Origin of the sequence: Bernardetia aquimarina (assembly GCF_042180575.1) — a bacterium.
GTDB lineage: Bacteria > Bacteroidota > Bacteroidia > Cytophagales > Bernardetiaceae > Bernardetia.
Genome location: NZ_CP170094.1, coordinates 171347 through 198011, shown reverse-complemented (window position 1 = coordinate 198011; position 26665 = coordinate 171347). Strand labels below are relative to the sequence as shown.

At 30.7% G+C, this 26665-nt stretch carries 20 protein-coding genes; 10 read left to right on the top strand and 10 right to left on the bottom strand.

The features are described from left to right. Nucleotides 1–66 precede the first annotated feature (66 nt). The gene (locus ACE193_RS00815) at nucleotides 67–3021 is read right to left on the bottom strand and encodes an S-layer homology domain-containing protein (RefSeq protein ID WP_375561128.1); all 2955 of its coding nucleotides are present in this window, start codon (nucleotides 3019–3021) and stop codon (nucleotides 67–69) included. Nucleotides 3022–3598: 577 nt separating this feature from the next. Here ACE193_RS00815 and phbB point away from each other — a divergent pair. Both phbB and ACE193_RS00805 read left to right on the top strand, forming a co-directional pair. Next, on the top strand, nucleotides 3599–4345 hold the full coding sequence (gene phbB, locus ACE193_RS00810) for an acetoacetyl-CoA reductase (RefSeq protein ID WP_375561127.1): 747 nt from the start codon (nucleotides 3599–3601) through the stop codon (nucleotides 4343–4345). A gap of 158 nt (nucleotides 4346–4503) precedes the next feature. After that, nucleotides 4504–4875: a Rho termination factor N-terminal domain-containing protein gene (locus tag ACE193_RS00805; protein WP_375561126.1), complete on the top strand. Its 372-nt coding sequence runs from the start codon at nucleotides 4504–4506 to the stop codon at nucleotides 4873–4875. Between the two features lie 135 nt (nucleotides 4876–5010). On the opposite strand, the gene ACE193_RS00800 is transcribed toward ACE193_RS00805, so the two are convergent. The 6 genes from ACE193_RS00800 to ACE193_RS00775 form a co-directional block, all read right to left on the bottom strand. Then, nucleotides 5011–5988 (bottom strand): SIS domain-containing protein, encoded by a 978-nt coding sequence (locus ACE193_RS00800; protein ID WP_375561125.1) that lies wholly within the window; start codon nucleotides 5986–5988, stop codon nucleotides 5011–5013. A gap of 180 nt (nucleotides 5989–6168) precedes the next feature. Next, nucleotides 6169–6435 (bottom strand): hypothetical protein, encoded by a 267-nt coding sequence (locus tag ACE193_RS00795; protein ID WP_375561124.1) that lies wholly within the window; start codon nucleotides 6433–6435, stop codon nucleotides 6169–6171. Between the two features lie 20 nt (nucleotides 6436–6455). Beyond that, on the bottom strand, nucleotides 6456–8909 hold the full coding sequence (locus ACE193_RS00790; RefSeq protein WP_375561123.1) for a tetratricopeptide repeat protein: 2454 nt from the start codon (nucleotides 8907–8909) through the stop codon (nucleotides 6456–6458). A gap of 132 nt (nucleotides 8910–9041) precedes the next feature. Continuing rightward, on the bottom strand, nucleotides 9042–9851 hold the full coding sequence (locus ACE193_RS00785; protein WP_375561122.1) for a universal stress protein: 810 nt from the start codon (nucleotides 9849–9851) through the stop codon (nucleotides 9042–9044). Nucleotides 9852–9907: 56 nt separating this feature from the next. Further along, the gene (locus ACE193_RS00780; RefSeq protein ID WP_375561121.1) at nucleotides 9908–10270 is read right to left on the bottom strand and encodes a hypothetical protein; all 363 of its coding nucleotides are present in this window, start codon (nucleotides 10268–10270) and stop codon (nucleotides 9908–9910) included. Nucleotides 10271–10290: 20 nt separating this feature from the next. After that, entirely contained in the window at nucleotides 10291–11376 is a 1086-nt protein-coding gene (locus ACE193_RS00775; RefSeq protein ID WP_375561120.1) for a methyltransferase domain-containing protein, read from the bottom strand. A 276-nt stretch (nucleotides 11377–11652) separates the two neighbouring features. Between ACE193_RS00775 and ACE193_RS00770 the strand changes: the two genes are divergently transcribed. The 3 genes from ACE193_RS00770 to ACE193_RS00760 all read left to right on the top strand — a co-directional run bounded on the left by ACE193_RS00770 (nucleotide 11653) and on the right by ACE193_RS00760 (nucleotide 17244). Further along, on the top strand, nucleotides 11653–13524 hold the full coding sequence (locus ACE193_RS00770) for an LptF/LptG family permease (protein WP_375561119.1): 1872 nt from the start codon (nucleotides 11653–11655) through the stop codon (nucleotides 13522–13524). 128 nt (nucleotides 13525–13652) lie between these two features. After that, nucleotides 13653–14891, top strand: a complete 1239-nt coding sequence (locus tag ACE193_RS00765) for a Glu/Leu/Phe/Val dehydrogenase dimerization domain-containing protein (protein ID WP_375561118.1) — start codon at nucleotides 13653–13655, stop codon at nucleotides 14889–14891. Nucleotides 14892–15180: 289 nt separating this feature from the next. Continuing rightward, nucleotides 15181–17244, top strand: coding sequence for a M48 family metalloprotease (locus ACE193_RS00760; RefSeq protein ID WP_375561117.1), 2064 nt, complete (start codon nucleotides 15181–15183; stop codon nucleotides 17242–17244). 95 nt (nucleotides 17245–17339) lie between these two features. On the opposite strand, the gene ACE193_RS00755 is transcribed toward ACE193_RS00760, so the two are convergent. Then, nucleotides 17340–19430 (bottom strand): peptidylprolyl isomerase, encoded by a 2091-nt coding sequence (locus tag ACE193_RS00755; RefSeq protein WP_375561116.1) that lies wholly within the window; start codon nucleotides 19428–19430, stop codon nucleotides 17340–17342. A 430-nt stretch (nucleotides 19431–19860) separates the two neighbouring features. Here ACE193_RS00755 and ACE193_RS00750 point away from each other — a divergent pair, with 430 nt between their 5' ends. From ACE193_RS00750 to ACE193_RS00730, 5 genes are all read left to right on the top strand, one after another. Further along, nucleotides 19861–20706 (top strand): hypothetical protein, encoded by an 846-nt coding sequence (locus tag ACE193_RS00750; RefSeq protein ID WP_375561115.1) that lies wholly within the window; start codon nucleotides 19861–19863, stop codon nucleotides 20704–20706. A 57-nt stretch (nucleotides 20707–20763) separates the two neighbouring features. After that, nucleotides 20764–21576 (top strand): hypothetical protein, encoded by an 813-nt coding sequence (locus tag ACE193_RS00745; RefSeq protein ID WP_375561114.1) that lies wholly within the window; start codon nucleotides 20764–20766, stop codon nucleotides 21574–21576. Nucleotides 21577–22109: 533 nt separating this feature from the next. Beyond that, a complete protein-coding gene (locus tag ACE193_RS00740; RefSeq protein WP_375561113.1) occupies nucleotides 22110–22592 on the top strand; it encodes a polymer-forming cytoskeletal protein in 483 nt (160 codons plus the stop codon). After that, nucleotides 22540–23070 (top strand): AtpZ/AtpI family protein, encoded by a 531-nt coding sequence (locus tag ACE193_RS00735; protein ID WP_375561112.1) that lies wholly within the window; start codon nucleotides 22540–22542, stop codon nucleotides 23068–23070. The genes ACE193_RS00740 and ACE193_RS00735 overlap by 53 nt, the downstream gene beginning before the upstream one ends. Before the next feature lie 91 nt (nucleotides 23071–23161). After that, entirely contained in the window at nucleotides 23162–24952 is a 1791-nt protein-coding gene (locus ACE193_RS00730) for a hypothetical protein (protein WP_375561111.1), read from the top strand. Between the two features lie 16 nt (nucleotides 24953–24968). Here ACE193_RS00730 and ACE193_RS00725 read toward each other — a convergent pair whose 3' ends face one another. Then, the gene (locus ACE193_RS00725; protein ID WP_375561110.1) at nucleotides 24969–25700 is read right to left on the bottom strand and encodes a hypothetical protein; all 732 of its coding nucleotides are present in this window, start codon (nucleotides 25698–25700) and stop codon (nucleotides 24969–24971) included. Further along, the gene (locus ACE193_RS00720) at nucleotides 25700–26473 is read right to left on the bottom strand and encodes a hypothetical protein (protein WP_375561109.1); all 774 of its coding nucleotides are present in this window, start codon (nucleotides 26471–26473) and stop codon (nucleotides 25700–25702) included. The genes ACE193_RS00725 and ACE193_RS00720 overlap by 1 nt, the downstream gene beginning before the upstream one ends. Between the last annotated feature and the right edge of the window lie 192 nt (nucleotides 26474–26665).

Sequence of the window (26665 nt, the reverse complement as noted above, 5' to 3'; positions counted from 1 at the left end):
TTTTTTGGAAAGAAAAGAACGCAAAAAATAAAATACGTTCTTTTCTAAAAATCGATAGAGGAAATTTTATAGTTTAATTAAACGTAGGGTTTGAGTTCCTTCTTTAGAAGATACTCTGATGATATATGTTCCTGCTTTTAAACGAAGATTAGAGAGTTCGAATTCTTCTTTGTGAGTTCCTGCTTCTCTATTTCCTTGATAAAGGACAGAAACTTCTTCTCCCAAAATGCTGTACAAACGAATACTTACATCAGAAGATTCTTTCAAAGAATAAGAAACATTCAAATGAGAATTTTCTATTGGATTTGGAAACAAACTCATTTCTGATAGTATTTTTTCATCTACCTCATTTGTAGTTGCAGCCACTTTAGAAGCTGGGTTTGCAGGGACAACGATATATGTATTAAATAATTCTGGCGCACGGTTTAGATAACGCAAGGCTTGATACATCACTACAGTAGCATTTGCTCTTGTACTATTATCATTTGGTTTGTAATAGTTTTTATTTGGGTGATTAGCTATAAAACGATTAGAAATACCATTTGTAACTGAAGTAGCAGCCCACGAAGGAACATCATTTTTATCTGTAAATAGATTTAATAATGAGCTAGTTCCACCTGTTAAGCCTAATCCATTTGAAATAGATAAAGTTACTTGCATTCTAGTAATTGGGTCATTTGGTCTAAATGTTCCGTCAGTATAACCACTCAAATAGCCAGCACGAGCAGCTTTCAAGATATTTGCTTCTGCCCAATGTCCACTAATATCACTAAAACTACGACTAGCAACAACAGGGTCAGTTGAAATAGCAGGGTCAATAATAGCAGCTATCATTGTTGCAAATTCGGCACGACTTGTTGTGTTATTTGGACGGAATGTATTATCACTATATCCAGACATAAAACCATTATTCAACATATAACGAATTTCATTTTCTGCCCAGTTTCCTGTAATATCTGTTATAACTGGCGCACCAATAGTAACATTTGCATTTGCGACACTAGAAAAATTACCTGCTGCATCTCTTACGATAGATTTTACTTGTCCAGTAGCTGCTAGATTAGTACGCAAATCTTTAGCATTTGTATTTCCAACCGTTACTGTAACGCCTGTGCTTCTTCCTTTATACACTTTCAAATCATCAACTTCTATGTTTGCTTCATTCGTACGAAGTGAAATGTAATTTCCAGAAGTAAGAGGGCTAGAATCTGTCCATTGAGTCAATAAAGCATCATTTCTAAACACTTCTATTTTTCCTGTTGAAGTAGAATAAGTCACTTTATAATCTGCCCAACTTGTACCTGTGGTAAGAGAGGCACTTGCTCTTGTATAAAGTACATTATTGATTGTCTCAAGGATATTTACAGTTCCACCATCTCCTGAAAACCAAACTAGATAAGAGTTTCCTCGTTGAGAATCCGTTTGAGAACTTGCCATAATATGAATACCAAAACGACGATTTCCAGTTGTACTATTTAATTTTGCTGCAAAATTATACAAATAACTTTGTCCATTTGTTTGAGATAAAAATGTAGATAAAGAAGTATTTGTACTTGTCGTATTTGATTGAACCAAACGTCCATTTGAGTTTGCCGACCAGCTTCCTGCTCCTACATTATAATCTGAATGCAACGAACCTGTAGAAAAATTATCATTATAAAATCCATTGCCACGATTAGCACGAGTTTCAGAAGCATAATTTTCTAATACTTGATAAAAACGACCTGTTACACTTACATTATCAGCATCGGTAAAACTTGCTGTAAAATCACTTGTTGCACTACTTGGGGCTGCAATATTTGTGGTGGGATTTACTGCATCAGATGGAGTTCCTCCACCACAATCATTCTGAATCATTGAATTTACATCAACTCTTACTGTTGGAAGAAGAGAATAAAGCGAGTTTCCAGGGCAAGTAGTACAACCACCACCATCACGATGTCCAGCAATATTTTTGACATTTCCACCTGTTGAATAATGATACGAAGAACCTAAAGGGTTGATTCCTTCTTTGTCTGCTTTCCAAGCTAATAGTTTTTTCAAACTTGTCATGGCTGCATTCGTTGGATTTTGACTTGTAAAAGTTCCTAACATACAAATTCCTTGTGTCTTGGAATTATATCCACAAAAATGCGCTCCAATTACATTTTCAGGTCTTCCTTGATAGATTACACCTGATTTATGAATCAAATAATTATATCCAATATCTGACCAACCATTTGAATTTTGATGCAAATCTTGAACTGCTCTAACGGCTGCTGCACCATCATTCCAATCATATCCATACGCATGATGCACCACCAAATGCGTAACATTTGTGTAAGAGTAACTACTGCGAGGAGGATTTGCACCCCAACTGCTACGAGAAACTACAGGAGGCTGCGAACAACCACCACTTTGCATGTAGTTTGTCATATCGTCTTTTGCTTTTTTGAGCGTTTGTTTTGGTGTTTCCCCAGGGCTATAAAACGAAACTTCTACATCTTTGATGCTTGCTGTTTGTTCACTTCCTGTTTTCCAAGAAATTCTATATTGAACAAAACGAGTTTCTTTTGGAAGAAAACTAGCTACCGAAGTAAGGCGTTTGGCTTCCTTATGATTCTCAATGTTTACATGTCCATCAAAAGCTGTTTCTTCCCAAATATTCCAGTTTTGACCATCAATAGATGTTCTTTGTTCGATAGTCAAAAACTCATCATGTAGATTTTCTCCTTTCCAAGTGGTATAAGCAGAGATAAAAGGCGTTGGATTCTCAAGTTCAATTTTGATAGCTTTTGTAGTAAAACTACCTTTTTTAGTTGCATCAAAAACTAGATTTTGATTTTCTGAAACGTTTTGTGCATTTGAAAGAGAAAAACTTGTTTGTGTTCTCCCTTCATTAGGAATAATAATTTTTTCAAGATTTGGCGTTGTAGTAGCATCTGTATTTTCTGAATCTTGTGCTGCTAAATAAGAGGGAAATAATAGCGAAGTAAAAGATAAAATAAAAAATAAAGCTACCGAGAAAATAATTTTCTTCATTTGTCTTTGTGTATTTTATATAAAAAAGGGATTATTTGATGTTTTGGTGTAAAATATTATTAAGAGTATAAATTAAAATTTTATTAAAATAATTTAGTTTAAAAACTGGCAATAATTTGCTTATCAAAAAAAATAGTTATTGTTTTTTTAGTAAAAAATAATATTGTAAATTAAATTCATACAATTTTTTAAAACTCCTATATCTCAAATATAAGCATTCATTATTGTAAAATACAAGTATTTATTTTGACTTTTTGAATAAACTAGATTGCAATCAATCAGTATTTGCAATTTAAAGGTTAAAAATTAATTAACTACATTAACTTAAAAATATTTAATTGATACTATTTTTTTTGATTTTTTATATGTATAAATTTAATAGAAAAAATTTTAATTTTAACATTTTGAATTTAATAATACTAGATATAATTAAATTTTTTAAAAACCTTTGTTTTTCAATTCTCATTCTTTAAGTTTGTATGAAACTTTTGATTTTAAGAGAGGATTTAACAAAAAAAGTAGTAGCTTTGATTTGAATCGAAATTAAACACAAAAATAACACACAACACATTTAATTATGGACAAAAACAATAAGAAAGTAGCTCTAGTTACAGGTTCAACAGGTGGAATAGGAACAGCTATTTGTAAGAAATTACATGACGATGGCTATACTGTTGTGGCACATTATCGCAACAGAGAAAAAGCTGAAGAATGGAATACCAAGCTAAAAGATGATGGCTACAATTTGCCTTTAGTAATGGCAGATGTATCAGATTTTGATGAGGTAGAAAAAATGTTTGAAGACATTAAAAGTAGAGTGGGTACAGTTGATATTTTGATAAATAATGCAGGAATTACTCGTGATGGATCGTTTCGTAAAATGTCTTTTGAGCAATGGCACTCAGTAATTAATGCTGATTTGACAAGCGTTTTTAATTGTTGTCGTCATGCTATTAATCCAATGCTTGAAAATAGTTTTGGAAGAATTATCAATGTTTCTTCTGTAAATGGTCAGCGTGGGCAGTTCGGACAAGTAAATTATAGTGCAGCCAAAGCAGGTATGCACGGATTTACAAAAAGTTTGGCAATGGAAACAGCTCGTAAAGGTGTTACTATTAATACTGTTTCGCCTGGATATATTGCTACCGATATGGTTATGGCAGTACCAGAAGATATTCTTAAACAAATTATTGCTGAAGTTCCGATGGGAAGACTAGGCACACCAGAAGAAATTGCTGAAATTATTGCTTATATCGTTTCTGATAAGGCAGGTTTTGTTACAGGAGCAAACTTTGCTATCAATGGTGGACAACATGTTTATTAAAACATAACGATTTTTATATCAAAAAGACTTCAAAGATTTGTATTTTTGAAGTCTTTTTTTAATTTTGAGTCCTAAAATTATCTTGCAAACAAAAACTTTTACTATTGTTTCAAGTTATTTTTGAATAACTCTTCCATTAAATAAATTGTAAAAAAGATATGATTATCAAAAGTTTATTCGAAATTGCCTTTTATAGTTCTTTATTAGTAGCCAAAAAAGTAGGTTCTACTATAGAAGAAAATTTACCTTTTTCTGAAAAAAGAAAACAAAAACTACCAACTGTTTCTTCAAAGACTATACAAGTAAATTTAGAAGACGAAAAAGGAGAGGATAATCAAGTAACAAAAAAAGAAAAGGGAACAACTACCAAATCAGAAATAACACCAAAAGAGGAAGCGAAAATCATGAATTATTCGCTCAAAACAAAAAAAGAACTTTATGAAATAGCACAAGAAATTGACCTTGAAGGACGCTCAACAATGAGTAAGTCTCAACTATTGAAAGCCTTGAAAGAACACGCCAAGAAATAATTTTATCTTAACTATGTATAGCAGACTTCCAAGTCTGTTAGGAATAGAAATTAATTAAAGCACTCTTTTATAAAAGTTAAATTGTTGATAGTCAATTATTTAATTTCGTTATCTATAATCGTTACTTATACAGAATTAATAACTCAAAATATCGTGCATTCGGACAATTCCTAAGCAATTATTTTCTTCATCTACCACAGGCGCAACATAAATCTGTCGTTTTTTATTTTCCATTACACTCAAAACTTCTGAAAGTCGCATGTAAGGATTCAATGAAATGGGATTTTTTGTCATTATTTCTTCAGCTTTTGCACTCAATGTATCCGAATGAGTAAAAAAACGTCTTACATCTCCGTCTGTAATTATTCCTTCTAATTTATTATTTTCTAATTCATTAGCTGATTTTTCACAGACACACACTGCACCCAAATTATATTTTGTCATTGTAATAACAACTTCTTTTAAAGAATTTTGAGCCGTAACAATTGGTAGATTTTCCTTACTGTGCATCACATCAGCAGCCGTCAGTAAAAGATTCCGTCCAAGCTGACCAGCAGGGTGAAAAACAGCAAAATCTGCTTCTTTAAAATTTCGGGCTTTTATAAGGGCAGCAGCCAACGCATCACCAATGACAAGTGAAACCGTCGTGCTACTCATTGGCGCAAGATTAAGAGGACAGGCTTCACGCTCAACAGTTGCATCTAAAAGTAAGTCCAAATTTTGAGCTAAACGAGTTTCGATGTTGCTAAAAATACCGATTGTTTTTGCACCTACTTTATGAAGTGTGGGAAGCATTTTTACGAGTTCAATCGTAGTTCCACTTTTAGAAAGCATAATGACAATATCACCTTTTGAAACCATTCCCAAATCCCCATGAAGGGCTTCGGAAGCATTCAAAAAAACTGATGGCGTTCCTGTACTTGCAAAAGTCGCCGAAATTTTGTGGGCAATAATTCCAGATTTGCCTACGCCTGTAACTACAATTTTTCCTTTTGAAGAAAGAATAAGTTCAATGGCTTTATGAAAAGTAGTAGAAATTTGTTGTTTTGCTTTTTGGAGTGCATCAATTTCTAAATCAAAAACTTCGTTGGCTGAATCTAGGTAGGAATTCATTTTAATTTTTTAGATTGTTTATTCTGATTTTTGGTTGTTCAAAAGTAGTAAAAATAGATTTATGAAATTGAGATTTGAAGTTTTTTAAACTTTGAGAGTTCTTTCATAAGAATGTCAATAGTTTCTTGTTCAAAAAACTACTCTTGTTCAAAAAACTACTTACAAAGTTCTTGTAAAATATTATTGAGAAAGAGAATTATAAATTTTTCTACCTTTTTTGAATGAAAATAATGAAATAAGCAAAGGAACTAAGATAAGGACTACATTCATTCCTACTAACATCTTAATTCTTCCCCTATCAGACGAGCTAAAATGCATGTATTTTTCTAAGTCAAAATTGCTAGTTTGACTTAGAAAAAGGTAAAGAGAAATAAATGAAATAATAAAACAAGCTAATGTAACTATTCCAAAAAACGATATTTTAAAAAACAAAATAGTATCTTTCATAATTTAATCTGTAAAACAGTTTACCCAATCCTAAAACCCATCAAAAGAATATCATCGATTTGTTCTTCATTTTTCATCCAATCTACAATGGTTTCATCTAGTATTTTATGCTGCTCTTCCATTGGTTTTTGATGAATTTCTTGTAGAAGTTCTCTCAGTCTTTTTATCATAAATTTCCTTCCTTGCACTCCTCCAAACTGGTCTTGATAGCCATCTGAAAACATATAGAAAATTTTAGGAGCAGTTGAATCATTCAAATCTATAGTATGTGTTTTGAAAGAGTTTTCTTTATAGACATCCTTTCCTCCAATTGGTTTTTTGTCTCCTTTTATAGTTTCTATTTTTCCATTCTGAATGTAAAGAAGTGGGTTTTTTGCCCCTGCAAACTCTAATATATTTTTATTTTTATCATAAACACAAAGAGCCATATCCATTCCGTCTCTATTTTCAGTTTCTTGTTGCTTGAGTGTTGTTTGTACGCCTATGTGAAGTTCATTCAAAATCTCATGAGGTGCAGTAATTCCTCTCAAATTTACAATTTCATTCAACAAATCATTTCCAATAAGCGACATAAATGCCCCTGGAACTCCATGTCCTGTACAATCAATAGCTGTCAATATTATTCGATTGTCTTTTTCAGTTGTCCAATAAAAATCTCCTGAGACAATATCACGAGGTTTGAACAAGACAAAACCATCAGTATTTTTTCCAAAATCTTTGAAAACCTGTGTTGGAGGAACTAAAATAGCATCTTGAATACGCTGTGCATAACGAACACTATCTGTAACCTTTATATAAAGTTCGTTTAATTCTTCACTTTTGTGAGCAATGGCATCACGCTGCATCTGAATTTCTTCAGTTTGCTGTTCTAATTCTACATTTTTAGATTCAATTTGGTCTTTTTGTTGGGCTAGTTCTTTATTTTTTTTCTTTGAAGTTAGAAAAGCAAAACCAATAATAAGTAAAATTAATAACGATAAAATGGCTGCAATGGCAAATATTTTCTGTTGTGCTTCTTTTTCAGCTTCTTTTACATTTGCTTCTGCTTGTGCTTCTGCTTGTTTTTTTTCAGCTTCTGCTCGTTCTCTAGCTAAAGTTTGTTTGTTTAAGTCAGCTTGTTGTTCTAACTTTTCTACTTCTCGTTTTCTATTGAGTTCTTTTTGCTGTAAATCTTCTACTTCTCGTGCTGCCTTTTGAGCATTAAGTTCTTGTTGTGCGATAAGTAGTTCTTGTTTGGTTCGTTGTTTTTCTAGAGCTTCTTTTTCTAATCGTTCGGCTTGTAATTCTTGTTTTTGTTGCAATAAAGCGAGTTCCTGATTTTGTTTTTCTAGGGTAAGTTCTTGTTCTTTTAATTGTGCCGTTTTGAGTTCTTCATCCACCATATAAAGCTGCAATTCTTTTTCTGTTCGTTCTATCAAAAACTGTTGTTGCAAAAGTTCTTGTTGTTTCAAACGCTCTTCTAAAAGCAATGAATCACGAATATTAAGGTGCTTTTCATACGATTTGAGTGCATCTTCATAATTATTATTGGCTTGATTTATTTGTGAAGCTGTCAAATAAATATCTTTTGTTATTTCACGCTGTTTGTATTTTTGAGCATATCCTAAGGCAAGTTCATTGTATTCTCTAGCATTGTGATAATCTCCTAATTGATAATAAATAGCTGCCGTAATATTATAAAGACGAGCCAATTCTTTAGGTTGATTTCTTGCTTCTACAATTTTAATAGATTCTTTCAAAAATCGAAGTGCATTATCATATTGAGCCAAATTTTGATAAACAATCGCTGTATTGGTAAGTGTAATGGGGTCTTCTTCTAAGCCTAATTTTTTTTCTATTTTTCTAGCTTGTTCAAAGTTAATAAGAGCCTTATTATAATTTCCTAAGAATTTGTAGGTATAACCAATATTATTGAGTGTTGCTGCAACGGCTGCCGAATCTCCAATTACTCTATCCATTTCCAAGATTTCTTGATTTGCTTCTAATGCTATTTGATAGTCTTTATTGGCTTGATAAGCTGTTATGAGTTGACGCAGAGCTTGTATAGTGGCATACGGTTTTTTTTGTGGTTGATAAATCTGTTTTGCATTTTGATAAGCTGCAATGGCTTGTAGATAATCTTTTTGTGCCAAATAAGACTCACCCAGACGCATCGAAATAACTGCTTGTGTAGATGAATTTGCATCAGTTACTTCTTGCGATTTAGTAAAATATTCAATGGCTTTAGTATGCAAACCTCCACTTTGATAAATTATTCCTATTTCTGTATAAACTTGAAAAAGAGCCTTTTTATCATTCTGTTTTTCTAATTTATTGACAGCTCGTAAATAATAACGCAATGCACTGGCTAGTTTTTGCTCACTTTGTTCTTGGCGTGCAGATTTCAATAACTCTTCTACTGTTTGGCTATTTTGAGCCAAAACAGAAAAGCTAATTCCGATAATCAAGAAAAAAACAACTACAAAACGGCTCATTCAATTACAAATTATGAATTATGAAATAATCAGCAGAGCTAATTAAAAATTATGAACTGAAATACAACTAAAATTAAGTTTATTACTATCGTTTCTATTATTATTTATTCTCTCATCCCAATTTCCCAACTCTTATAATTTTACAATCATTACAGGCACTTTACTTTGAAAACTCATTCCTTGCGAAACGCTTCTATGAAAAAGTCCTTCAAAAAAAGAACGTTCTTTAGTGAGCATTACTAATAATTGAGCAGGTTTAACATCCAAAAAATCACTAATTCCTTCTTGAATACTCTTATTATAGATTACTTCAAAACTCATTTCTTTTTTAGGAATAAATGAATAAATTTCTTTCAATGGCTTTAATTGATAATTAACTAAGTTTTTTTCTTCTTCATTCGAAGAAACATGAAGGCAAGTTAGGTGCGCTCCCAAAACTTCACAAAAAAGCAATAAAGAATCAATAATATCAGCATCTCCTTCATCTAAAGAAAGTGCAAACACAACATTATCGATACTTTTATGTATTTCTATTTCAGAAGGAACAATCAAAATAGAAGAAAGTGTTTGCTCTAAAGTCTGTGATATAAGTCTTTCAAAGGGTATTCCTTCCCACTGCGAACGGTCTTTTGCTGAAAGAATCAAAATATCAGCATCATGCTTTTTGATAATTTTGATGATATTTTCTTTTTCTCTTCCTTGCTGAATAGACGTTTCGATTTTAAGATAATTTTCTGAATTAGTATAACACTCAAAATCATATTCACTTACAAAAGTATGTAATTGATTCTCCAAATCAGACAATAAGTGAATAGGACTATTTTGAGGATAAGTATGATGAACAATGATTTTCGAACCAAACTCTTTAGCAAGCAATGTTGCATACTGCAAAGATTTTGCAGAAGATAAAGAGAAATTAGTAGGAACAAGTAACGTTTTCATAGTTTAGTTTATACTCTTGAGGCTCTAAATCAGAACAATAAAATCAGATAAATATATTACTTTTTATTCAATTTTTCTATCAAAATATCTCTAGCACAATCTGTACTTATTGTTTTCATTTGTGTTAGAGCATTTTTTTCCTCCATTTTTAAAGGTGCAAATTCTTTTTCAGCTTTAGATACTACACAATCACAAATTTTTGAAATGGTCAGAGAGTCTATTTTCAATAAAGATTCTTCTTTCTGAATTTCAGCTTTACAATTAGACACAAATTCTGTTTTATATGTTGCATTCCACTCTCCTTTTTTTCCTAAACTACTCGTACAAGCAGTCAAAATGAGCAGAGACAATAAATGACTAAAAACCAAAATGCGTATTAATTGTTTTTTTAATAAATTATTAATGATATAATTTTTCATAAATAGTTTAATCTGGTTTATTAAAGTTTTTCTAAAACAAAAATATGAAGATACAAACCTCCTGCTTCGGTTACATATTCTTTCGTAATCTTGAATTTTTTTATCATAAAGACAACTTCTCTAAAAACTCCTTGTCTCATAGTAAGTACAACTATTTTTCCATTTTTGGATAAAACTTTATCTGCCGAACTCAAAAACTGGTCGTACAAACCTCGCATATTCACTTGTTTTGCTGATTGAATCCCAAAAGGTAAGTTACAAACAATTTTGTCTATTTTACCATTTTCTAGTACATAATTTTGAATCGTTTCATCCAAATGACGAGCATTAAGCTCTCTTACCTCTACAAAATCAAAATTATTTAATCTTAAATTTTCTTTTGTTCCCTCAATCGCTTTTTGGTGCATATCTCCAGCCAAAATCTTGATTTTATTTCCAAACATACTAGCAGCTTCCAAAACGATTGTTCCACCTCCACACGTACAATCTAAAAACGAATCACCTTCTTTTAGTCCTGCTAAAGTCAATAAATGATAAGCTAAGGTATGTTTTGTGGCTGCTCTATGATGAAAACTTCGTTCGATGTTGTGATACTTTCCTTGACGATGTGCCAAACTATCATCTGTAATCTGATAACCTATAAAAACAAAACTTCCAATTACATCAACTCGTAGATTATATTCATATTCAGTCAGAGAAACAGGTGTTTGATAACGCAAAATAACAGTATGTCCGATATGCTTTACCATTTCCATCGACGTAAAATCGTGTGTTCCATAGCGTTCTGCAGTTGCACGAAATGATTTTGCTGTTTTGAGTTCTGGCAAATCTATTTTCATTACTTTAGCTTTTAAATTTTCCAAAGTAGGATTCTCTAAATAAAAACTTCCTTTTAACTCAATGATAGAATGAATACTTCTAAGGGCAATAAGTTGGTGAAGAATAGAAAGATTTGTTTCCTTATCAGGATTAGGAACAATAAAAGAGACACGATGCGAAAAATTTTCAAATTGTTTGATTTCTGTTGCTTCTGGAATCTTTTGTTTGATTTCTTCTATGACCAAATCTTCTAAATTATAATCACAGGTTACTAAATATTTTTTCAAGTGGTATTTTTTTTATTTTAATGTCATCTTGGAAGTATGACAACGACATGAATACACAAAAATAGGATAAAGTTTGTTAAGCTAACTTATAAAATTCGAATTCTTGCCATTTTTCTGTGTTCTATTTTATTTATATCTGACTATTCATGTATTTTTGCTATTCAAATTTATTATTCTAGCGCAAGATTCTACCTTGTGCTTACTAATTAGCAAGCATATGCTTGCAGAAAAAGAGCGTCCAAGCAAAATGCTTGAACGAGAAATATAGCTTTTTATATGTTCAAAAAAATAGATAAACTAGTAGCTCATTCCTTTTTTGGGCTTTTCTTTCTTACTTTTTCGGTGGTTTTGTTTATTCTGCTGATGGTTTTTATGTCCAAATATTTTGAAGATTTGGTGGGTAAAGATTTGGGAGCAGAGGTTTTTGCAGAACTCTTTTTTTACTTCTCACTTACACTTGTTCCACAGGCATTGCCACTTGCTATTCTTTTGGCGTCCTTAATGGCTTTTGGAAATATGGGCGAACACAACGAACTGACTGCCATAAAAGGATGTGGAATTTCACTAATTAGAATATTGATGCCTGTTGGGTTATTTGCTATTTTTCTGACAGGAGTAGCCTATATTTTTAATGATAGAATTGTTCCTGAAGTAAACCTAAAAGCCTTTCGATTGCTTTATGATGTAAGACAGAAAGAGCCAACTTTAGATTTTCCAGAAGGTTCTTTTTATAATGGTTTACCAGGATGGAGTATAAGGATTGGAGAAAAAGTAAAAGGAACAGATAGTTTAAAAGACTTGATTATTTATGACCACAGAAGTGCAAGAGGAAATACAGATGTTATCATTGCTGATAAAGGATTGATGGTCAATAAGAAAGACGAACAAATCTTAGAGTTTCAGGTGGAAAATGGTTATCGTTATTCTGAACAGCTTACAAATGGAGGAAGAGATAAAAATGCGTTTATGAGAGATAAATTCGAACAAGCTACCTTCAACTTTGATTTATCTTTCTTACAAATGAATGAAACCTCAGAAGAGTTATTTACACAAAACCGTTATATGATGACGGTAGCTCAATTAGATGCAGAAGCTGATTCGCTCTTACAAGATGCAAAAGCAGTAGAAGAAGAAAATGCAAAGCGAGCTAGAAGTTACTTTGATTATACATTTTTTGTGGATTTTGAAAAGGAAAGATTAGCACAACGAGCGCAACAAGAAAAAACACAAGCAGAAATAAAAAAAGAAAAAGCTGATTCTTTAAATAAGTTATTTGAAAGACCTGATTCTACACAGAATATTTCTAGTAATAAATCAAATCAAGATGCTTCAAATACTATTTTGAAAACAGATTCTGCCAAACGAAAGGCAATGGATTCTCTAAAATTATTTACGAAGGCTAATCAAATCCTTCAAAATAAAAAAGACTCTTCTACTAATAAAGGAATAATTGCTTCCTCAACGAATGGAATGCGTCCGAATAATGCCAGTTCAACATTCTTAAAAAACAGAACATATCAAGGAGAAGGTTCAGATTATACTACTATTTATGATACTACTCAAGAAATAAAAACAACAGTTCCCAATGCCTTAGATGGACTAGATACGATTGATTGGCAAAATTTACCTGATACAATCACATTAGCCAACCAAAACTTTTCAGAAAAAAGTATTGAAGTGATAATGGATAGAGCCTTGACAAAAGTCAGAAATATGCGTTCATTTGCCAAAACAAATGGAGAACGTATTGAGCGTTTTGAGTATGATTCAAGAAGAGCTTTATTGGAAAAAAATAAACGCCTTTCACTTGCAGTAGCTTGTTTTATTATGTTTTTGATAGGTGCGCCACTTGGAGCAATTATCAAAAAAGGAGGCTTGGGAGTTCCTGTTTTGATTTCGATTGTCTTTTTTATCTTGTTTTATATCATGACCATTACTGGTGATAAATGGGCAAGAGAACAAATAATTTCTATTTTTGCAGGTTCTTGGGCAGCAAATATGCTTCTTTTAGTATTTGGAATTATATTTTTATTGCAAGCTAGAGCAGATTCTAGGCTTTTTGAAATGGATGCATATATTGTCTTTTTTGGAAAAATAAAACGCTTCTTTGTAAAAAATAAAGATAACGAAAATACAAAAAAAGTATAATTCTAATTCTCAATTTCCTCTATTTCTGAAAAGGTTCTCACTAAAATTCGTATTTTTGAAAATCTATTAAAAAAAGAGTAGAAAAAATAGAAAAAGACCTTTTTTAACTTACAACACACACACATTTTATGAGAGAGTTACTAGAAAAATTTGAAAATAAAAATCCAGAAATCGTTTTTGAATGGCACGACCAACAAACTGATGCTGTCGGTTGGGTAGTCATTAATTCCCTTCGTGGAGGTGCTGCTGGTGGTGGAACACGTATGCGTGTCGGATTAGACAAGCGTGAAGTAGAATCACTTGCCAAAACAATGGAAATCAAATTTAGCGTTTCGGGTCCAGCTATTGGAGGCGCAAAATCAGGAATCAATTTTGATCCAAAAGATCCACGCAAAGAAGAAGTTTTGAATCGTTGGTACAAAGTCGTAGCACCCCTTTTGAAAAATTATTATGGAACTGGTGGTGATATGAATGTTGATGAAATCCACGAAGTAATTCCAATTACAGAAGATTGTGGAATATGGCATCCTCAAGAAGGTGTTTTTACAGGACATTTTCAACCTACCGAACCTCAAAAAATTAATCGTATCGGACAGCTTCGTTATGGTGTAATCAAAGTTTTGGAAGACGAAAAATATACGCCTTCTCTAAAAAGAAAATATACGGTGGCAGATATGGTTACAGGCTATGGTGTAGCCTGTGGTGTTTTTCATTTTTATGATATTTGGGGAAAAGGCGAAGAAGATTACAAAGGAAAACGAGCAATTATTCAAGGTTGGGGAAATGTAGCGAGTGCAGCAGCGTTTTATTTGGCTCAAAAAGGAGTAAAAGTAGTTGGTATTTTGGATAAAGAAGGCGCATTACTCAAAGAAGAAGGTTTTTCTTACGAAGAAATCAAGCAGTTATTTTTAGATAAAAATGGAAATCAACTCAGTGCAACCAATATGCTTTCATTTGAAGAAGCAGAACAAAAAATTTGGGATTTTGGTGTAGAAATATTCATTCCTGCTGCTGCATCAAGATTAGTTCAGCAATCTCAAATCGAAAGAATGATTAAAGGAGGCTTAGAAGTAGTTTCGTGTGGTGCAAATGTTCCTTTTGCAGACAAAGAAATTTTCTTAGGAAAAACACTAGAATATGCTGATAAAAATGTAGCTATTATTCCAGATTTTATTGCTAACTGTGGAATGGCTCGTGTTTTTGCTTACCTAATGAGTAATGATGATGTAGATATGACAGATGAAGGAATCTTTGAAGATACTTCAACAATTATCAAAAACGCACTTGAAAAAACACATTCAAGAAATAAAAATAAGACAGGATTGGTAGAAACTTCTTTTGAAATTGCTTTAGAGCAATTAGTTTAAAAGTATCACAGACTTCCCAGTCTGGGAATGTGAAAAGTAAAAAAGAGTTTTTTGAATAAAACATGCTACTTATTCAGACTAAGAAGTCTGAAATACTAACAATCAATACGTTGAATCAAAACCTTAGTGATTTATAAAATTACTAAGGTTTTTTTTATCTAATTTTTGAACTATTCTTTTATGTAAGTAAGTTTATTTGAAATAGATAATTATATTTGCATAAAATATGCACTTGTACTATCATTTTTAGTTCTCTATTCTTCTTACTTTACAGTTTATTTTATACATTATGAAAACTATAGAAGTCGAACACAAAGCCAAACAAACACTTTTGGCGATTGGTTTCTTTCTCTTTATTTATTTATTATTGATTGCTCTTTCTTTTGCCCTAACTATTGGTTTTGGCTTTGCAGGTATAGGGGTTGTGGCGATGTATCCTTCTTTTTTTACGTTATTTTTAGGAATAGGCTTGGCAAGTATTGGAGGTTTGGTTTTCTTTTTCTTGATAAAATTTATTTTCAAACGTGTCAAAGTCGACCGTTCGGATATGATAGAAATTAAAGAAAATGAAGAGCCTCGTCTTTTTGCTTTAATTAAAGAACTAACTAGAGAGGTCGGAACAGACTTTCCTAAAAAAGTTTATCTTACTAGAGATGTAAATGCTGCTGTATTTTATGATTCTAGCTTTTGGAGTATGTTTTTTCCGACCAAAAAAAATCTGCAAATTGGCTTAGGGTTAGTAAATGCAGTAACCGAAACCGAACTAAAAGCTGTCTTGGCACACGAATTTGGACATTTTAGTCAAAAAACATTAAAAGTGGGAAGTTATGTTTATAATGTAAATAAAGTAATTCATAATATGCTGTATGACAATAGTTCGTATAGTAATTTATTGCAACGCTGGTCTAGTTTTAGTTGGGTTTTTGCGATTTGTGCGTGGATAGGAATTACAATTATTACAGGAATTCAATGGATTCTTCAAAAAATGTATGGCATTGTCAATGTTCGTTATATGGAACTTTCTAGAGAAATGGAATTTGAAGCTGACCAAATTGCAGCCTCAGTAGTAGGTTCAAAGCCCTTAATAGATTCACTTTTGCGCCTTCAACTTGCAAATGATGCACTTCAATCTTTAATCAATTTCTACCAAGAGCAAGTAGCCAAAGAGGAAATAGCTGAAAATATTTATCCTCAACATCATTATTTAATGAATTACTTGGCTAAAGAAAGTCATCTTAATATAGAAAATAATTTACCTGTTGTTACGACAGAGAGTTTGAGTAAATTTGATAGAAGTAAAGTAGTTATTGAAAATCAATGGGAATCGCACCCAAGTACTGCTGATAGAGTACAACATTTAGAGGATTTGAGTTTTGATGCAGAACCTTCTTTAGATACAGCATGGAGTATCTTTGAGAATGCTCAAAAGTGGCAAGATAAGTTTACGAAAGATATTTTTGCAGATGTAAAATTCTCTCAAACACCTAAGTTGCTTTCTTTAGAAAACTTCAAAACTGAATATTCTGCCTACAAACAAAAGTATTCTTTTGATGAGCGTTATAATGATTTTTATAATTCAAAAGATATTTCAGAATTTAATTTAGAAAGAATTATTGATAGAATCAATTCGAATTCTTCTAAGGTTCTGATTACTGAAAATACAGTGTTAGAGGATATTTTCAATGAAAAAAACACAGAGCTTATCCGAAAACAACAAGGATTAGAAAATGATTGTTTGATTTTGGAAGCTATTATAAACAAACAAATCGAACTCAAAACTTTTGATTTTGAAGGCATAAAATATCCAGTCAAACATGCTCCACTTATTTTGCAAGAACTACAAGATGAAGCGCAAACAAACAAAGAATTGATTCAACAAAATGAAGAAAATGCTTTCATTTATTTCTACAAAAAAGCGCAAGCAAATAATAATAATGCTGCTTTGACGGAGTTATATGAAAATTATTTTGAAAGACATGAAATGAAAAAAGCTGATGAATTAATTCATAAAACACTTTTAGAAAAATCACAATTTATAGGTCAGCAATTAGAAATTCATGAGATTGAAGAACACATGGCACAACTTCGTTTTGAAGAGCGAAAAATGCGTTCTCGTTTAAAAGAAATTGTAGAAACAGAGCCTCATCTTTTAGATGTTTATACGGCTGAAAATAAAAAACAATTAGAAGATTATCTTTCTCAAGAATGGATTTATTTTGACCATAATCATTATTACGAAACTCCTTTAGGGCTTCTTTTTGCTGCTTATAGTTTTTATTACGAACTTTTCAATCAGTCTTTATTTTTAAATAAGAAAAATTTATTGGAAAGACAGTTGGCATTAGCAGCTTAGTTTTTAAATAAAGTTTAGAATAAATCCTCAAAAAAAGCAATTACAGCCTTTGTAATTGCTTTTTTTATTTGCTATTTTATTCTCCTAGATTCAACTCAAAAACTAACCATTTCGATATAATCTCCTACTTCTAGTTGATGTACTACATCCATTCCGTTTATTACTTTTCCAAAAATGGTATAGCGTCCGTCTAAATGTGGTGTAGGTGAGTGTGTAATAAAAAATTGACAACTTTCTGTATCTTTTCCTGCTGATGCCATTCCCAAATATCCCTCATCATCATAATAAAAAGTAGAAAATTCGGAACGAATTGTATAATCTACACTTCCCCAACCATCGCCTCGTGGATCGCCTCCTTGCACTACAAAATTAGGAACAACTCTATGAAATTTCTTTTTATTAAAAAATCCTGTTCCTGCTAGAGTTACAAAACTTGCCACCGTTGCAGGAGCTTCTTCTGTAAAAAGAGAAACTATTATTTCGCCTTTATTTGTATTCAAAATAATCGAATTTCTAGCATCTAACGTATTTATAAGTTTCCAATCAATTTCTTTTGTCGGAGGTGGGGGTGGAATTTGAGTAGTTTTTCCCGTATAAAACTCTATCGTTTTGCTGATTTCTTGATAGGTTTCTATTTCTTTAGGCAAAACTAATTTTTCTCTAGCTTCTGTGAGTAATTTGGTCAAAGAACTTGTTTTGTATCTATATATTTGCTCAAATTCTTTGCTCATAAGTGCATTTGCAGCTAAAGCCATTGCCCCTACATCACCCGAAGTAATCGCAAATTCAAACCCTTTTCTTAATTGTTCTTTTTGTTTTGAAGAAATCTTTTGAGAAGAATTTGATAAAAAATTAGTAGAAATATTCAAAAGAGCCTCTGTGGCTGCTGTTCTTAATAAGTGATTTTGAGTAGCTTGGAGAGTATCCAAAATTAAATTTAGATTTTGTATGTTTTCAGAAAGGGCTTGTAAAAGAGCCATTTTTTCATAGACATTTTTTGAAGAATCTAATAAAGAAATCACTTTTTGAGAAGCTATATTTTCTTTTTTCTCTGTTTTGATTGCACCAGCCAAAAGATTTGCACGAGTTCTGTAATTATTTGTTTTTTCTGCCCATTCTAGATAAAGTTTGTAATCAGTAAGACGAGCCAAGTTTTTGAGTGTTTCGGAAGCTACAATTTGTAAATTTGGATTTTTAGAATTGATATAATTTCCGATTGCTTTTTTTATTTTTGGAGAAGCATCAAACTTTCCAAGCGAACGAATAACCGATATTTTGACTAGATAATTCTCATCGACCTTATTCAAAATATGAATCAAAAAATCTTCATTTTCTTTTGTTTTTATCGCTCCCAAAGCCTGTATAGCATTTGAACGCACAAATAATTGCGAATCTTTATCAGCTTTATTTTTTAGTGTTTCGAAAAAATCACTTTGTTTTTTTCCTTGAATAGAGTCTGTCTCTGTTTTAGGAATGACCTTACCTGCAAGACGAGCAAAATAAGCTGATGCCATCAAACGAACAGTATAATTTTGCTTAGGGGGAGTCAAAAAATCAAGCATCAAAAGTGTAGCTGAATCTGAAATAGCTCGTTCATTTATTTTTGGCTTAGTAGCAGCACGATAAATTCCTATTGCCTGTCCTACCCTCAATGTATCATTTTCATAGCTTTTTAAAGCTAAAAACTGTAATCCTTTGTTTGTAGCACTCTTTCCAATGGCTTCCAAAAGTCGTTGTTGTACATTGACATCATAATTTCCGTCTGCTTGCATTTGAGTTACTTTTTCTATCAATAACTGTTCGCTACTTGTCGCCCAAAACTGCCCGATTGCTGTTGCAGCAGCCAATCGAACTGAGGGTTTTTTATCATTCAATAATTCCAATAAAGGAATCAAAAAACTACTATCTTGTAAAGAAGCAAAAGTAAGAGCTGCATGTTTTCTATATTTTTCTTGTGGATGTACTAAAAAAGTAGCTACTGTTTTGGCATCTCTTTGATTGGCTGCATTATAAATTTTTTGTAGTGTTGTATCTGAATGAAAAACATTACGTTTAATAAATTTATCTAAATCCTTAGGAGGTTTTTCCATTTTATCAGGTGTGCAGGCTGTACCTAATAAAAGAAAAATGAAAAGTAATCCTAAAAAAAATGAATGTGGAAAAATGAGAGAATACAAAAATTTCATATAGTAGAAAATAAAAAAATAGAACACATAAAAATTATCTTTGCCTAATTTACTAAAAAAAATATTCATTTATAATACAATTAAGAATTTAGCTTTTTATAGTACGACTTTTATCAATTCAGTAACTTACCAAATTCAAGAATGCATAAACAATAAACCTAGAAAAAGATTTGATTTTTAAATTACCTAATCAAAATTAGGAGGAAATTTCGAAATCTAATTATGGAGGAGTATAATTCTGCTCAATTACTTGAGTTAAGAGCCTATTTTAATTTATAAAATAATACTCAAATCTCATCTTATTTCAGTATAAATTTGCGACATAAGGAGTTGGGTTTACGTATTCAGAATAAGATTATTTGTATTTTTTAACTATCAAAATTTAATTATTATTCCTTTCTTAACCATAAATACTTTTATTTTTTACTTTATGACTATTTTTAATTTAATAAAAATCTACTTTAGTTTATTTATTTTCATTATAATTTTTAACAATGTATCTGCTCAAACTGATAATCAAGTTGAGTATGATACAGTATATAGCAAACGAAAAATTGAACTTATACGTAGAGATGATACAGTTGAAGAGTATAAAAAAGGAGATATAGATTTGTATATTTCTCCGTTTGCAGTACTAGAACCTCGCCCTACTATTTATTTAGGAGGAGAATATTTTATCAAGGACAGATTTTCTGTTTATACTGATTTGGGTTATATGATAAATCTTACTGGAATAGAATTAAATACAGAAGCAGACCCTACTTTATCGACACAAGAAGACCAAGTAAACCAAACAATTCTAAATTCTTCGAAAGCTAATTATGTCATTAAAACAGAATTTCGGTGGTATAGAAAATATAGTAGTCCAAAAGACGCTGCTTATTATGGTATTCGTTTGATGTGGCGAAATGTTAATTATTTAAAAAATCAACGGACATTCGAAGAATATGCTTTTAGTACTCTTACTAATAATTGGACAGGTATAGGAGAAGAAAATATTTCTATTTATAAAGTTAGAAGGCGTTCAGTTGGCGTTCAGTTTTTGATTGGTTGGAAAAATAATGTATTCAAAAAAATAAATTCAAATTGGTACATGGGAGTAGGAGTTCGGTATATTTCAAACCTTCCGACAAAGAAAACCTTTGACCCTTTTGAAGACTTTAACTCTTCTCTTGAAGAATTAAACTTAGAGTTTTTGAGTTTTAATAAACAATACAAAATTGTTACTATGGATTTTGCACTAGGTATGCGTTTTGGAGGAAGAGTTAAACAATAATTTAAAAAATATAAATAATCTATTTAAGTCTAATTTATCATTACCAAAATACTTATTATGAAACATACCAAATGGCTCTTTTTTTCTTTTTTATTACTTAGTAGCATTCTAAATACCAACCTGTTATTTGCTCAAAATGATTCGACAAAAATAGAAGCAGAAATAGAATATGAATACGATACAATTATTGTAAAAAGAAAAATTAAGAAAAAATCACGTTATCCAGATTATAAAAAGAGTGATTTAGATTTTTATCTTTCTCCTCTTGCTCTTCTTGAACCTTGTGCCACAGCTTATTTTGGAGTAGAATATTTTTTAGACGACAAAATTTCTGTTCACACTGATATAGGATATATTTTAAACTTTAGAAAAGAAAGAACGGGCGATAATCAAATTGCTTTACCTCATTCTTCTTATCCAAGTTATGTTATCAAGCCTGAAATACGATTTTATACAAAAAATAATCCTCAAAAGGCATCTTATCATGCCATAAAGTTGATGTTTCGGAATATGAACTATAAGGAAGAGCAGTTTGTATATGATGAATATTTTTATGATGAAAATAATCAAAGCTGGACAGTTTCTGGAAATGGCTATGATTCGGATTATAGAGTTAGAAGACGTTCGATAGGAATACAATATATAAAAGGCTGGAAAGGGAAATTTGCCAAAAGCTGGATAAGTAATTTTTATTTTGGTGTGGGAGTGCGTTATATTTCAAATCAACCAATAGATAAGCGTCCTACTCCTTTTGGAGATAATTCGGATGTATTGGAAATTGATTATTTAGAATTAGAAAAACAATACAAGCTTATTTCGATGGATGTAGCATTAGGTTTTCGCATAGGCACAAAACTTAAAAAAAGATAGAGTAAATATAACAATATTAATATTTAATTGTTTTATAATACAATTTTAAAAAAGACTTTCACGTTCAAATATGGAAGTCTTTTTTTGATAAAATGAGTTTTTACAAAATAAATTAGCTGTATAAATTCATTTAATTGATTGATTATTTGTATTTTTAAAAGAAAAAATTCAAATTGCCTTATCAATTACAAAAATAACAACTCAAATTATTCTATCTTAGTCAAAAGTTTCAAATCTATATTTTTTCTAAAACTCATTTGATTTGATTATATTTGTTATTAGACAAGAAATTATTTAAGAAAAATAACATATAAAATTAGATACAAGTGTCTGTTTTGATGTTTTTACACTAAAAAATCAACAAATCAAGTACTGTTCTAAAAAAAACTAATTAATAAATAGTATTCTAAAATTCCTATACCTATAAATTATAAAAATTTACAAGAAATTTATTAAAGTATTTATATAAAACAATAAAAAATTGTTTTTACATAAAAACTGCATTTACTACAAAATAAACACTAATTATGGCTATGTTCCAATCAAAAAAACAAACAACAAATTCAGCAGAAGTAGAAGCAAATAATATTATAGGCAAAGGCACTAAGATTATAGGTGACTTAATAACACAAGGAAATATTCGAATTGATGGAGAAATCAATGGAAATATTACTTCTAAATCTAAAGTAGCATTAGGAAGTGGTTCTAACTTAAAAGGTAATTTGGTATCTAGTAATGCCGAAATAGAAGGTGAAGTTACAGGAAACCTTTTTATTGCTGAATTACTTATACTAAAAGCAAATGCTGTTATTAATGGTGATGTGTGTGCTTTACGTATGATAACTGAACCAGGGGCTAAAATAAATGGACAATGCAAAGTAGGAGAAGCTCCGAAGGTAAATACTTCATTATCCAACTCAGCTTTAAATGGAACTTCTAACTCTGGACTAAACGGCAAAAAGAATGAACGACAAATCGAACAAAAATCAGAACGAGAACTCCAAACATCAAGATAATTCAGAAAATAATTCTTCTGATGAGTTTTCTAGTTTGAAAGATAAGTTTTACCAAGAACTAAAAGAAACTGAATACAAATTAGATAGAGAATTTGAAGAGGAATTGGATAGAAACTTTACTACTGATAAGATTCATACAGAAACATCTATAGAAAAGATAGAACCCGAAACTACTTTCAAAAATTCTTATACTGAAAAAATAAATGTTGCTTCCAAAAAAAGAGAAGAGGCATTACAAAAAGGCTCTAATAAGTATATCAAATATTCTAGTATTGGAATGGAGATGATAGGTGCTGTACTTTTAGGAGGTTTTGGAGGAAATTGGTTAGACAAAAAAATGGAACTTGGATTTCCTCTTTTTACAATTTCACTTGTTCTAATTGGTCTAGGTGCTGCTTTTACACATCTTATCCTGCAACTCAATGCTGATAGAAAAGAAGAAGACGAAAAAGCAAAACAAGCAAAAATTAATTCATGATTGAGTTAGTTTTTGCTTTTTTTATTCTACTAAATTATTCTCTTAGAATATAAAAAAATACTATCATTTATACAAATCATAAAATTTCTATATGAAACTACCTATCTGCTGTTTTTATATTCTATTATTTGCTTTATTATTTAATTTTGAAACAATAGCACAAAATACAAATGAACAAAATAAACGATTTTTTAAATTAATAAATTTGAAAAGCAAAGTAAATGAAGGTTTTTTTCAATCTGACAAACAGATTACAAAACTTCTTTTTGAAGGAGCTAAAAATGGAGAATTACCAGTTTATAAGGTAGATTATAAAGAAGACAAAACGATAAAAGTAGAGCGTTTGGAAACTGAGTATATGAATAAATTTCAGACACTTTCTACTGATCAACTTAGTATTTTGGGAATTGATTATGTAGAGAGTACAATGAATTCAACCAAAACGATTCATATTCAGTATTTGCATTTGTTAGTAGCAGGAAAGTATTTTTCAGATGCAAAGCCTCAACCTGTTGTTTCGTTTCGTTATGAAGATGCAAAATATTTTTTGGATAATGACCATCGCAGCGTTTGGATTCCTACTCAAAATGATAATATAGAGGAAGAAAGTAATAGTTTTTTTGAAAATTTGTTTTTAGCAGATGAGAGTCAGCAAGCTAAAATTAGTCAGAAATTGGCACAGCTTGTCAAAAGTGAAAAAGTTACGCCTTACGATTTAGAAGAGTTTGGCTATAAAAAGAAAGAAAAAGGACAAAAAAAGCAGTTGAAAGAACCTCAAAAAATGAGTGCTGACCAGTTTTTGAGTCGTTGGAACTCGCTTACAGATGCACCCATTGGAGAAATCAGAATTCAAAATATCGATGATAGAATTCCTACAAAAGATTCTCATGATTTTTTTACTTCAAAATGGATTACGATTTGGAATACAAAAAGTGATTATTTGAAACCTGTTGCTGCTTTTTTGGTGGAAGATATAAAGCCTTTTTTCATTTCTTCTACTAAAAAATCAGATTTGACCAACCAAAAAATAACTACTTATACAAAAGCATTGCGAAACCTCTATTTTGAAACTGAAAATATAGTTTGGCAAAATGAAGATTTGAACGATGAGCCTTTTTATAAAGATAATTCCATCAATGCAAATAGTAATCGTTCTTTAGACAAATTAGCCTATTATGTCAGAACAGAAATTCATTTAAACGAAAATGTAAATCAATCATTATTTCAAGATAATCAAGAAATCTCTAAAATTCTTTTAGAAGCAGTAGAAAAAGGAAATTTGCAAGCCTATCAAGCAAGTTACAATGCAGAAAAAGGAAATTTTTATGAAAAGGAAATTGATTTTATGGAAATTAAATCAAATTTATTGAAAGTAAAGAAAGAAAAATCGCCAGCAGAAATACTGAATATTACTGATGAACAAGTCAAAATAGGAATTTCTTTAGAGCAAGTAGCTGAATTAGAAAAATATAGAAATGAGCAAGCCAAAGAGCTTTTGGAAATAAATGAACTTTATACAAATCCTTCTACTAAGTTTTTTTATATGTCGGATATTTCGCTTTTAGAGATTGAAAATGAGGTTGTTTATGATGTAGAAAAAGACCGTTATTTTTTTCAATCTGCCTACATTTCTTTGTATGTTCCTGCCGAGAAATCAGGAATTGAAATTAATAAACTAATAGCCAAATTTAAGATTCACGATGTTTTGAATGTTCTTAAAAAGAGTCCGAAAATCACACTTTCAGCCTATCAAAGACAGTTTATTCATCAAAATTTTAAGGAAGAAAAAAGAATTCCTAAACGAGTTCATTATGCTTATTTTTTATGTAAACAGCTTTATGTAGGAAATAAATGGCTAGTGGATGGTGTTTTTTGGGAGTAGAATCTTAGAGAGTCAGTCACTCTAATAATTTCCATCTGTTTCTAGTTACTAATTGTATTTCTTTTTTTGCTTCTTCTATTGTACAATCGCCACAGTCATGTGAAGGTGCAGAAGAAATTGTTTCATAATATAACTTTTTATCAATTAGATAAAACAGAATATCAAAAGTATAACGACTACCTTTTTTATCTTCTACATATACATTATACATATTCCCTATATCTTGTTCAAGACGATAAAATAGCTTTTTTTCTGTAAGACTATCTGGCAAACCTAACAAATTGATATCTTGAAATAATAAACTTTTTTCATTTCTAAATACTTTCGGATTATTTTTTAATAGAGTATTCAAATCTAAGTTTATACTAGGATTTATTTTTTTATATTGAAAAACACGATCTACATAGGTGTAATGTAAACCTGTTATTTGTCTTGTATAAAATTCTAGAATACTATCTCCTACGAATTTGTAGTCGTAAATTTTTAGTAAATATTCAGAAGAATGTAACTTGCAATCTATACAATATGTAAGTTGAAAAGTAGAATCTTCCATTATTATAAAATCTAATGGATAAGTTATTTCTACTTCAACATCATCAGAACCCTCATCTCCACTTCCTCCCCAACTTCCATCATTAGGTGGCCAAGTATAGCACAATACAGATTCATAATAAACCCAGTAAGATGTGTCAGCAAAGCTAAAGTGAGTAACTAAAAATAGTAGCAATGTGAAAAATATTTTTTTCATTATTTATTTAGTGTAAAGTACCAAGTGAAAATTTTCCTTTTTTGAGCATTCAGAAAAAGACCTATATTTTCTTTTGTTTGTATATATCTAACTTCTGGTTCAACAAAAATGATATAGTCTTCAAATTCTAAGAGCCAATTTATTGCTAAATAGCCACTTTTTTCATTTTTGTCTTCTAAATATAAGACAGTCAGAATCTCATCTTTAATAGAAAAAAGTGTAAAGTACTCTTTTGATTCTCCATATTGCTCAAATTTAACAGTATAAATATTTCCAAAATAATGCTTAACATTAAAATAAGTTTCTTTGCCTTTGAGAAATAGAATCAAACTATCTTTATGATTTAGATAAGCATATGTGAATTTTAATATCTCTTCTTTAGGAATTTCTTTTTCTACCTTCCTATAAATCAAAAAGAAATCTTCTTTCTTTTTCCTAGAAACACGAATCTTGATATAAAGTAACGAATCGCCTATTATTTCCGTTTTACGATAATATCGTGGTAGTTTGGTTTGAGAACAATCTTTATTTTCTTCATTTATACAATCTGACCAATAGATTTTTTTGTCTTTCTTTTGAATTATAAATGGTTTTATTTTTTGTCTAACTTTTTCTAAAACCTTTCTATAATCAGCATCTATAATTGTCGTATCATTTCTTACAGGAAAAGCCTCTGTAATTGCCCAATACGTTTCATTTTGCGCCAAAATAAAGCTACTATTTAAGAAAAATAAAGCTAGTAAAAGACTTTTAAAAGCTCGTTTTTGAATCATAATGAAATTCATTTATTTAAAGAATACCCCCCTTCCTCTATCATTTTTAAATGAGTGAACAATATGTATTCAACTTCCAACTGTGCAGTTATATTCTACAAAAATACATAAATAACCATATACATCAAATCTACTAAATTTATTGCAAATAATCTTTTGAAAAATTTGTTAGACTAATCTAACTTTGTATAT

Excerpts from the sequence above, each read along its gene's own strand:
- ACE193_RS00770 (WP_375561119.1), top strand. The coding sequence starts at position 11,653 with ATGTTCAAAAAAATAGATAAACTAGTAGCTCATTCCTTTTTTGGGCTT.
- ACE193_RS00750 (WP_375561115.1), top strand. The coding sequence starts at position 19,861 with ATGACTATTTTTAATTTAATAAAAATCTACTTTAGTTTATTTATTTTC.
- ACE193_RS00815 (WP_375561128.1), bottom strand. The coding sequence starts at position 3,021 with ATGAAGAAAATTATTTTCTCGGTAGCTTTATTTTTTATTTTATCTTTT.
- ACE193_RS00790 (WP_375561123.1), bottom strand. The coding sequence starts at position 8,909 with ATGAGCCGTTTTGTAGTTGTTTTTTTCTTGATTATCGGAATTAGCTTT.
- ACE193_RS00800 (WP_375561125.1), bottom strand. The coding sequence starts at position 5,988 with ATGAATTCCTACCTAGATTCAGCCAACGAAGTTTTTGATTTAGAAATT.
- ACE193_RS00720 (WP_375561109.1), bottom strand. The coding sequence starts at position 26,473 with ATGATTCAAAAACGAGCTTTTAAAAGTCTTTTACTAGCTTTATTTTTC.
- ACE193_RS00795 (WP_375561124.1), bottom strand. The coding sequence starts at position 6,435 with ATGAAAGATACTATTTTGTTTTTTAAAATATCGTTTTTTGGAATAGTT.
- ACE193_RS00730 (WP_375561111.1), top strand. The coding sequence starts at position 23,162 with ATGAAACTACCTATCTGCTGTTTTTATATTCTATTATTTGCTTTATTA.
- ACE193_RS00805 (WP_375561126.1), top strand. The coding sequence starts at position 4,504 with ATGATTATCAAAAGTTTATTCGAAATTGCCTTTTATAGTTCTTTATTA.
- ACE193_RS00760 (WP_375561117.1), top strand. The coding sequence starts at position 15,181 with ATGAAAACTATAGAAGTCGAACACAAAGCCAAACAAACACTTTTGGCG.
- ACE193_RS00765 (WP_375561118.1), top strand. The coding sequence starts at position 13,653 with ATGAGAGAGTTACTAGAAAAATTTGAAAATAAAAATCCAGAAATCGTT.
- ACE193_RS00740 (WP_375561113.1), top strand. The coding sequence starts at position 22,110 with ATGTTCCAATCAAAAAAACAAACAACAAATTCAGCAGAAGTAGAAGCA.
- ACE193_RS00785 (WP_375561122.1), bottom strand. The coding sequence starts at position 9,851 with ATGAAAACGTTACTTGTTCCTACTAATTTCTCTTTATCTTCTGCAAAA.
- ACE193_RS00755 (WP_375561116.1), bottom strand. The coding sequence starts at position 19,430 with ATGAAATTTTTGTATTCTCTCATTTTTCCACATTCATTTTTTTTAGGA.
- phbB (WP_375561127.1), top strand. The coding sequence starts at position 3,599 with ATGGACAAAAACAATAAGAAAGTAGCTCTAGTTACAGGTTCAACAGGT.
- ACE193_RS00745 (WP_375561114.1), top strand. The coding sequence starts at position 20,764 with ATGAAACATACCAAATGGCTCTTTTTTTCTTTTTTATTACTTAGTAGC.
- ACE193_RS00735 (WP_375561112.1), top strand. The coding sequence starts at position 22,540 with ATGAACGACAAATCGAACAAAAATCAGAACGAGAACTCCAAACATCAA.
- ACE193_RS00725 (WP_375561110.1), bottom strand. The coding sequence starts at position 25,700 with ATGAAAAAAATATTTTTCACATTGCTACTATTTTTAGTTACTCACTTT.
- ACE193_RS00780 (WP_375561121.1), bottom strand. The coding sequence starts at position 10,270 with ATGAAAAATTATATCATTAATAATTTATTAAAAAAACAATTAATACGC.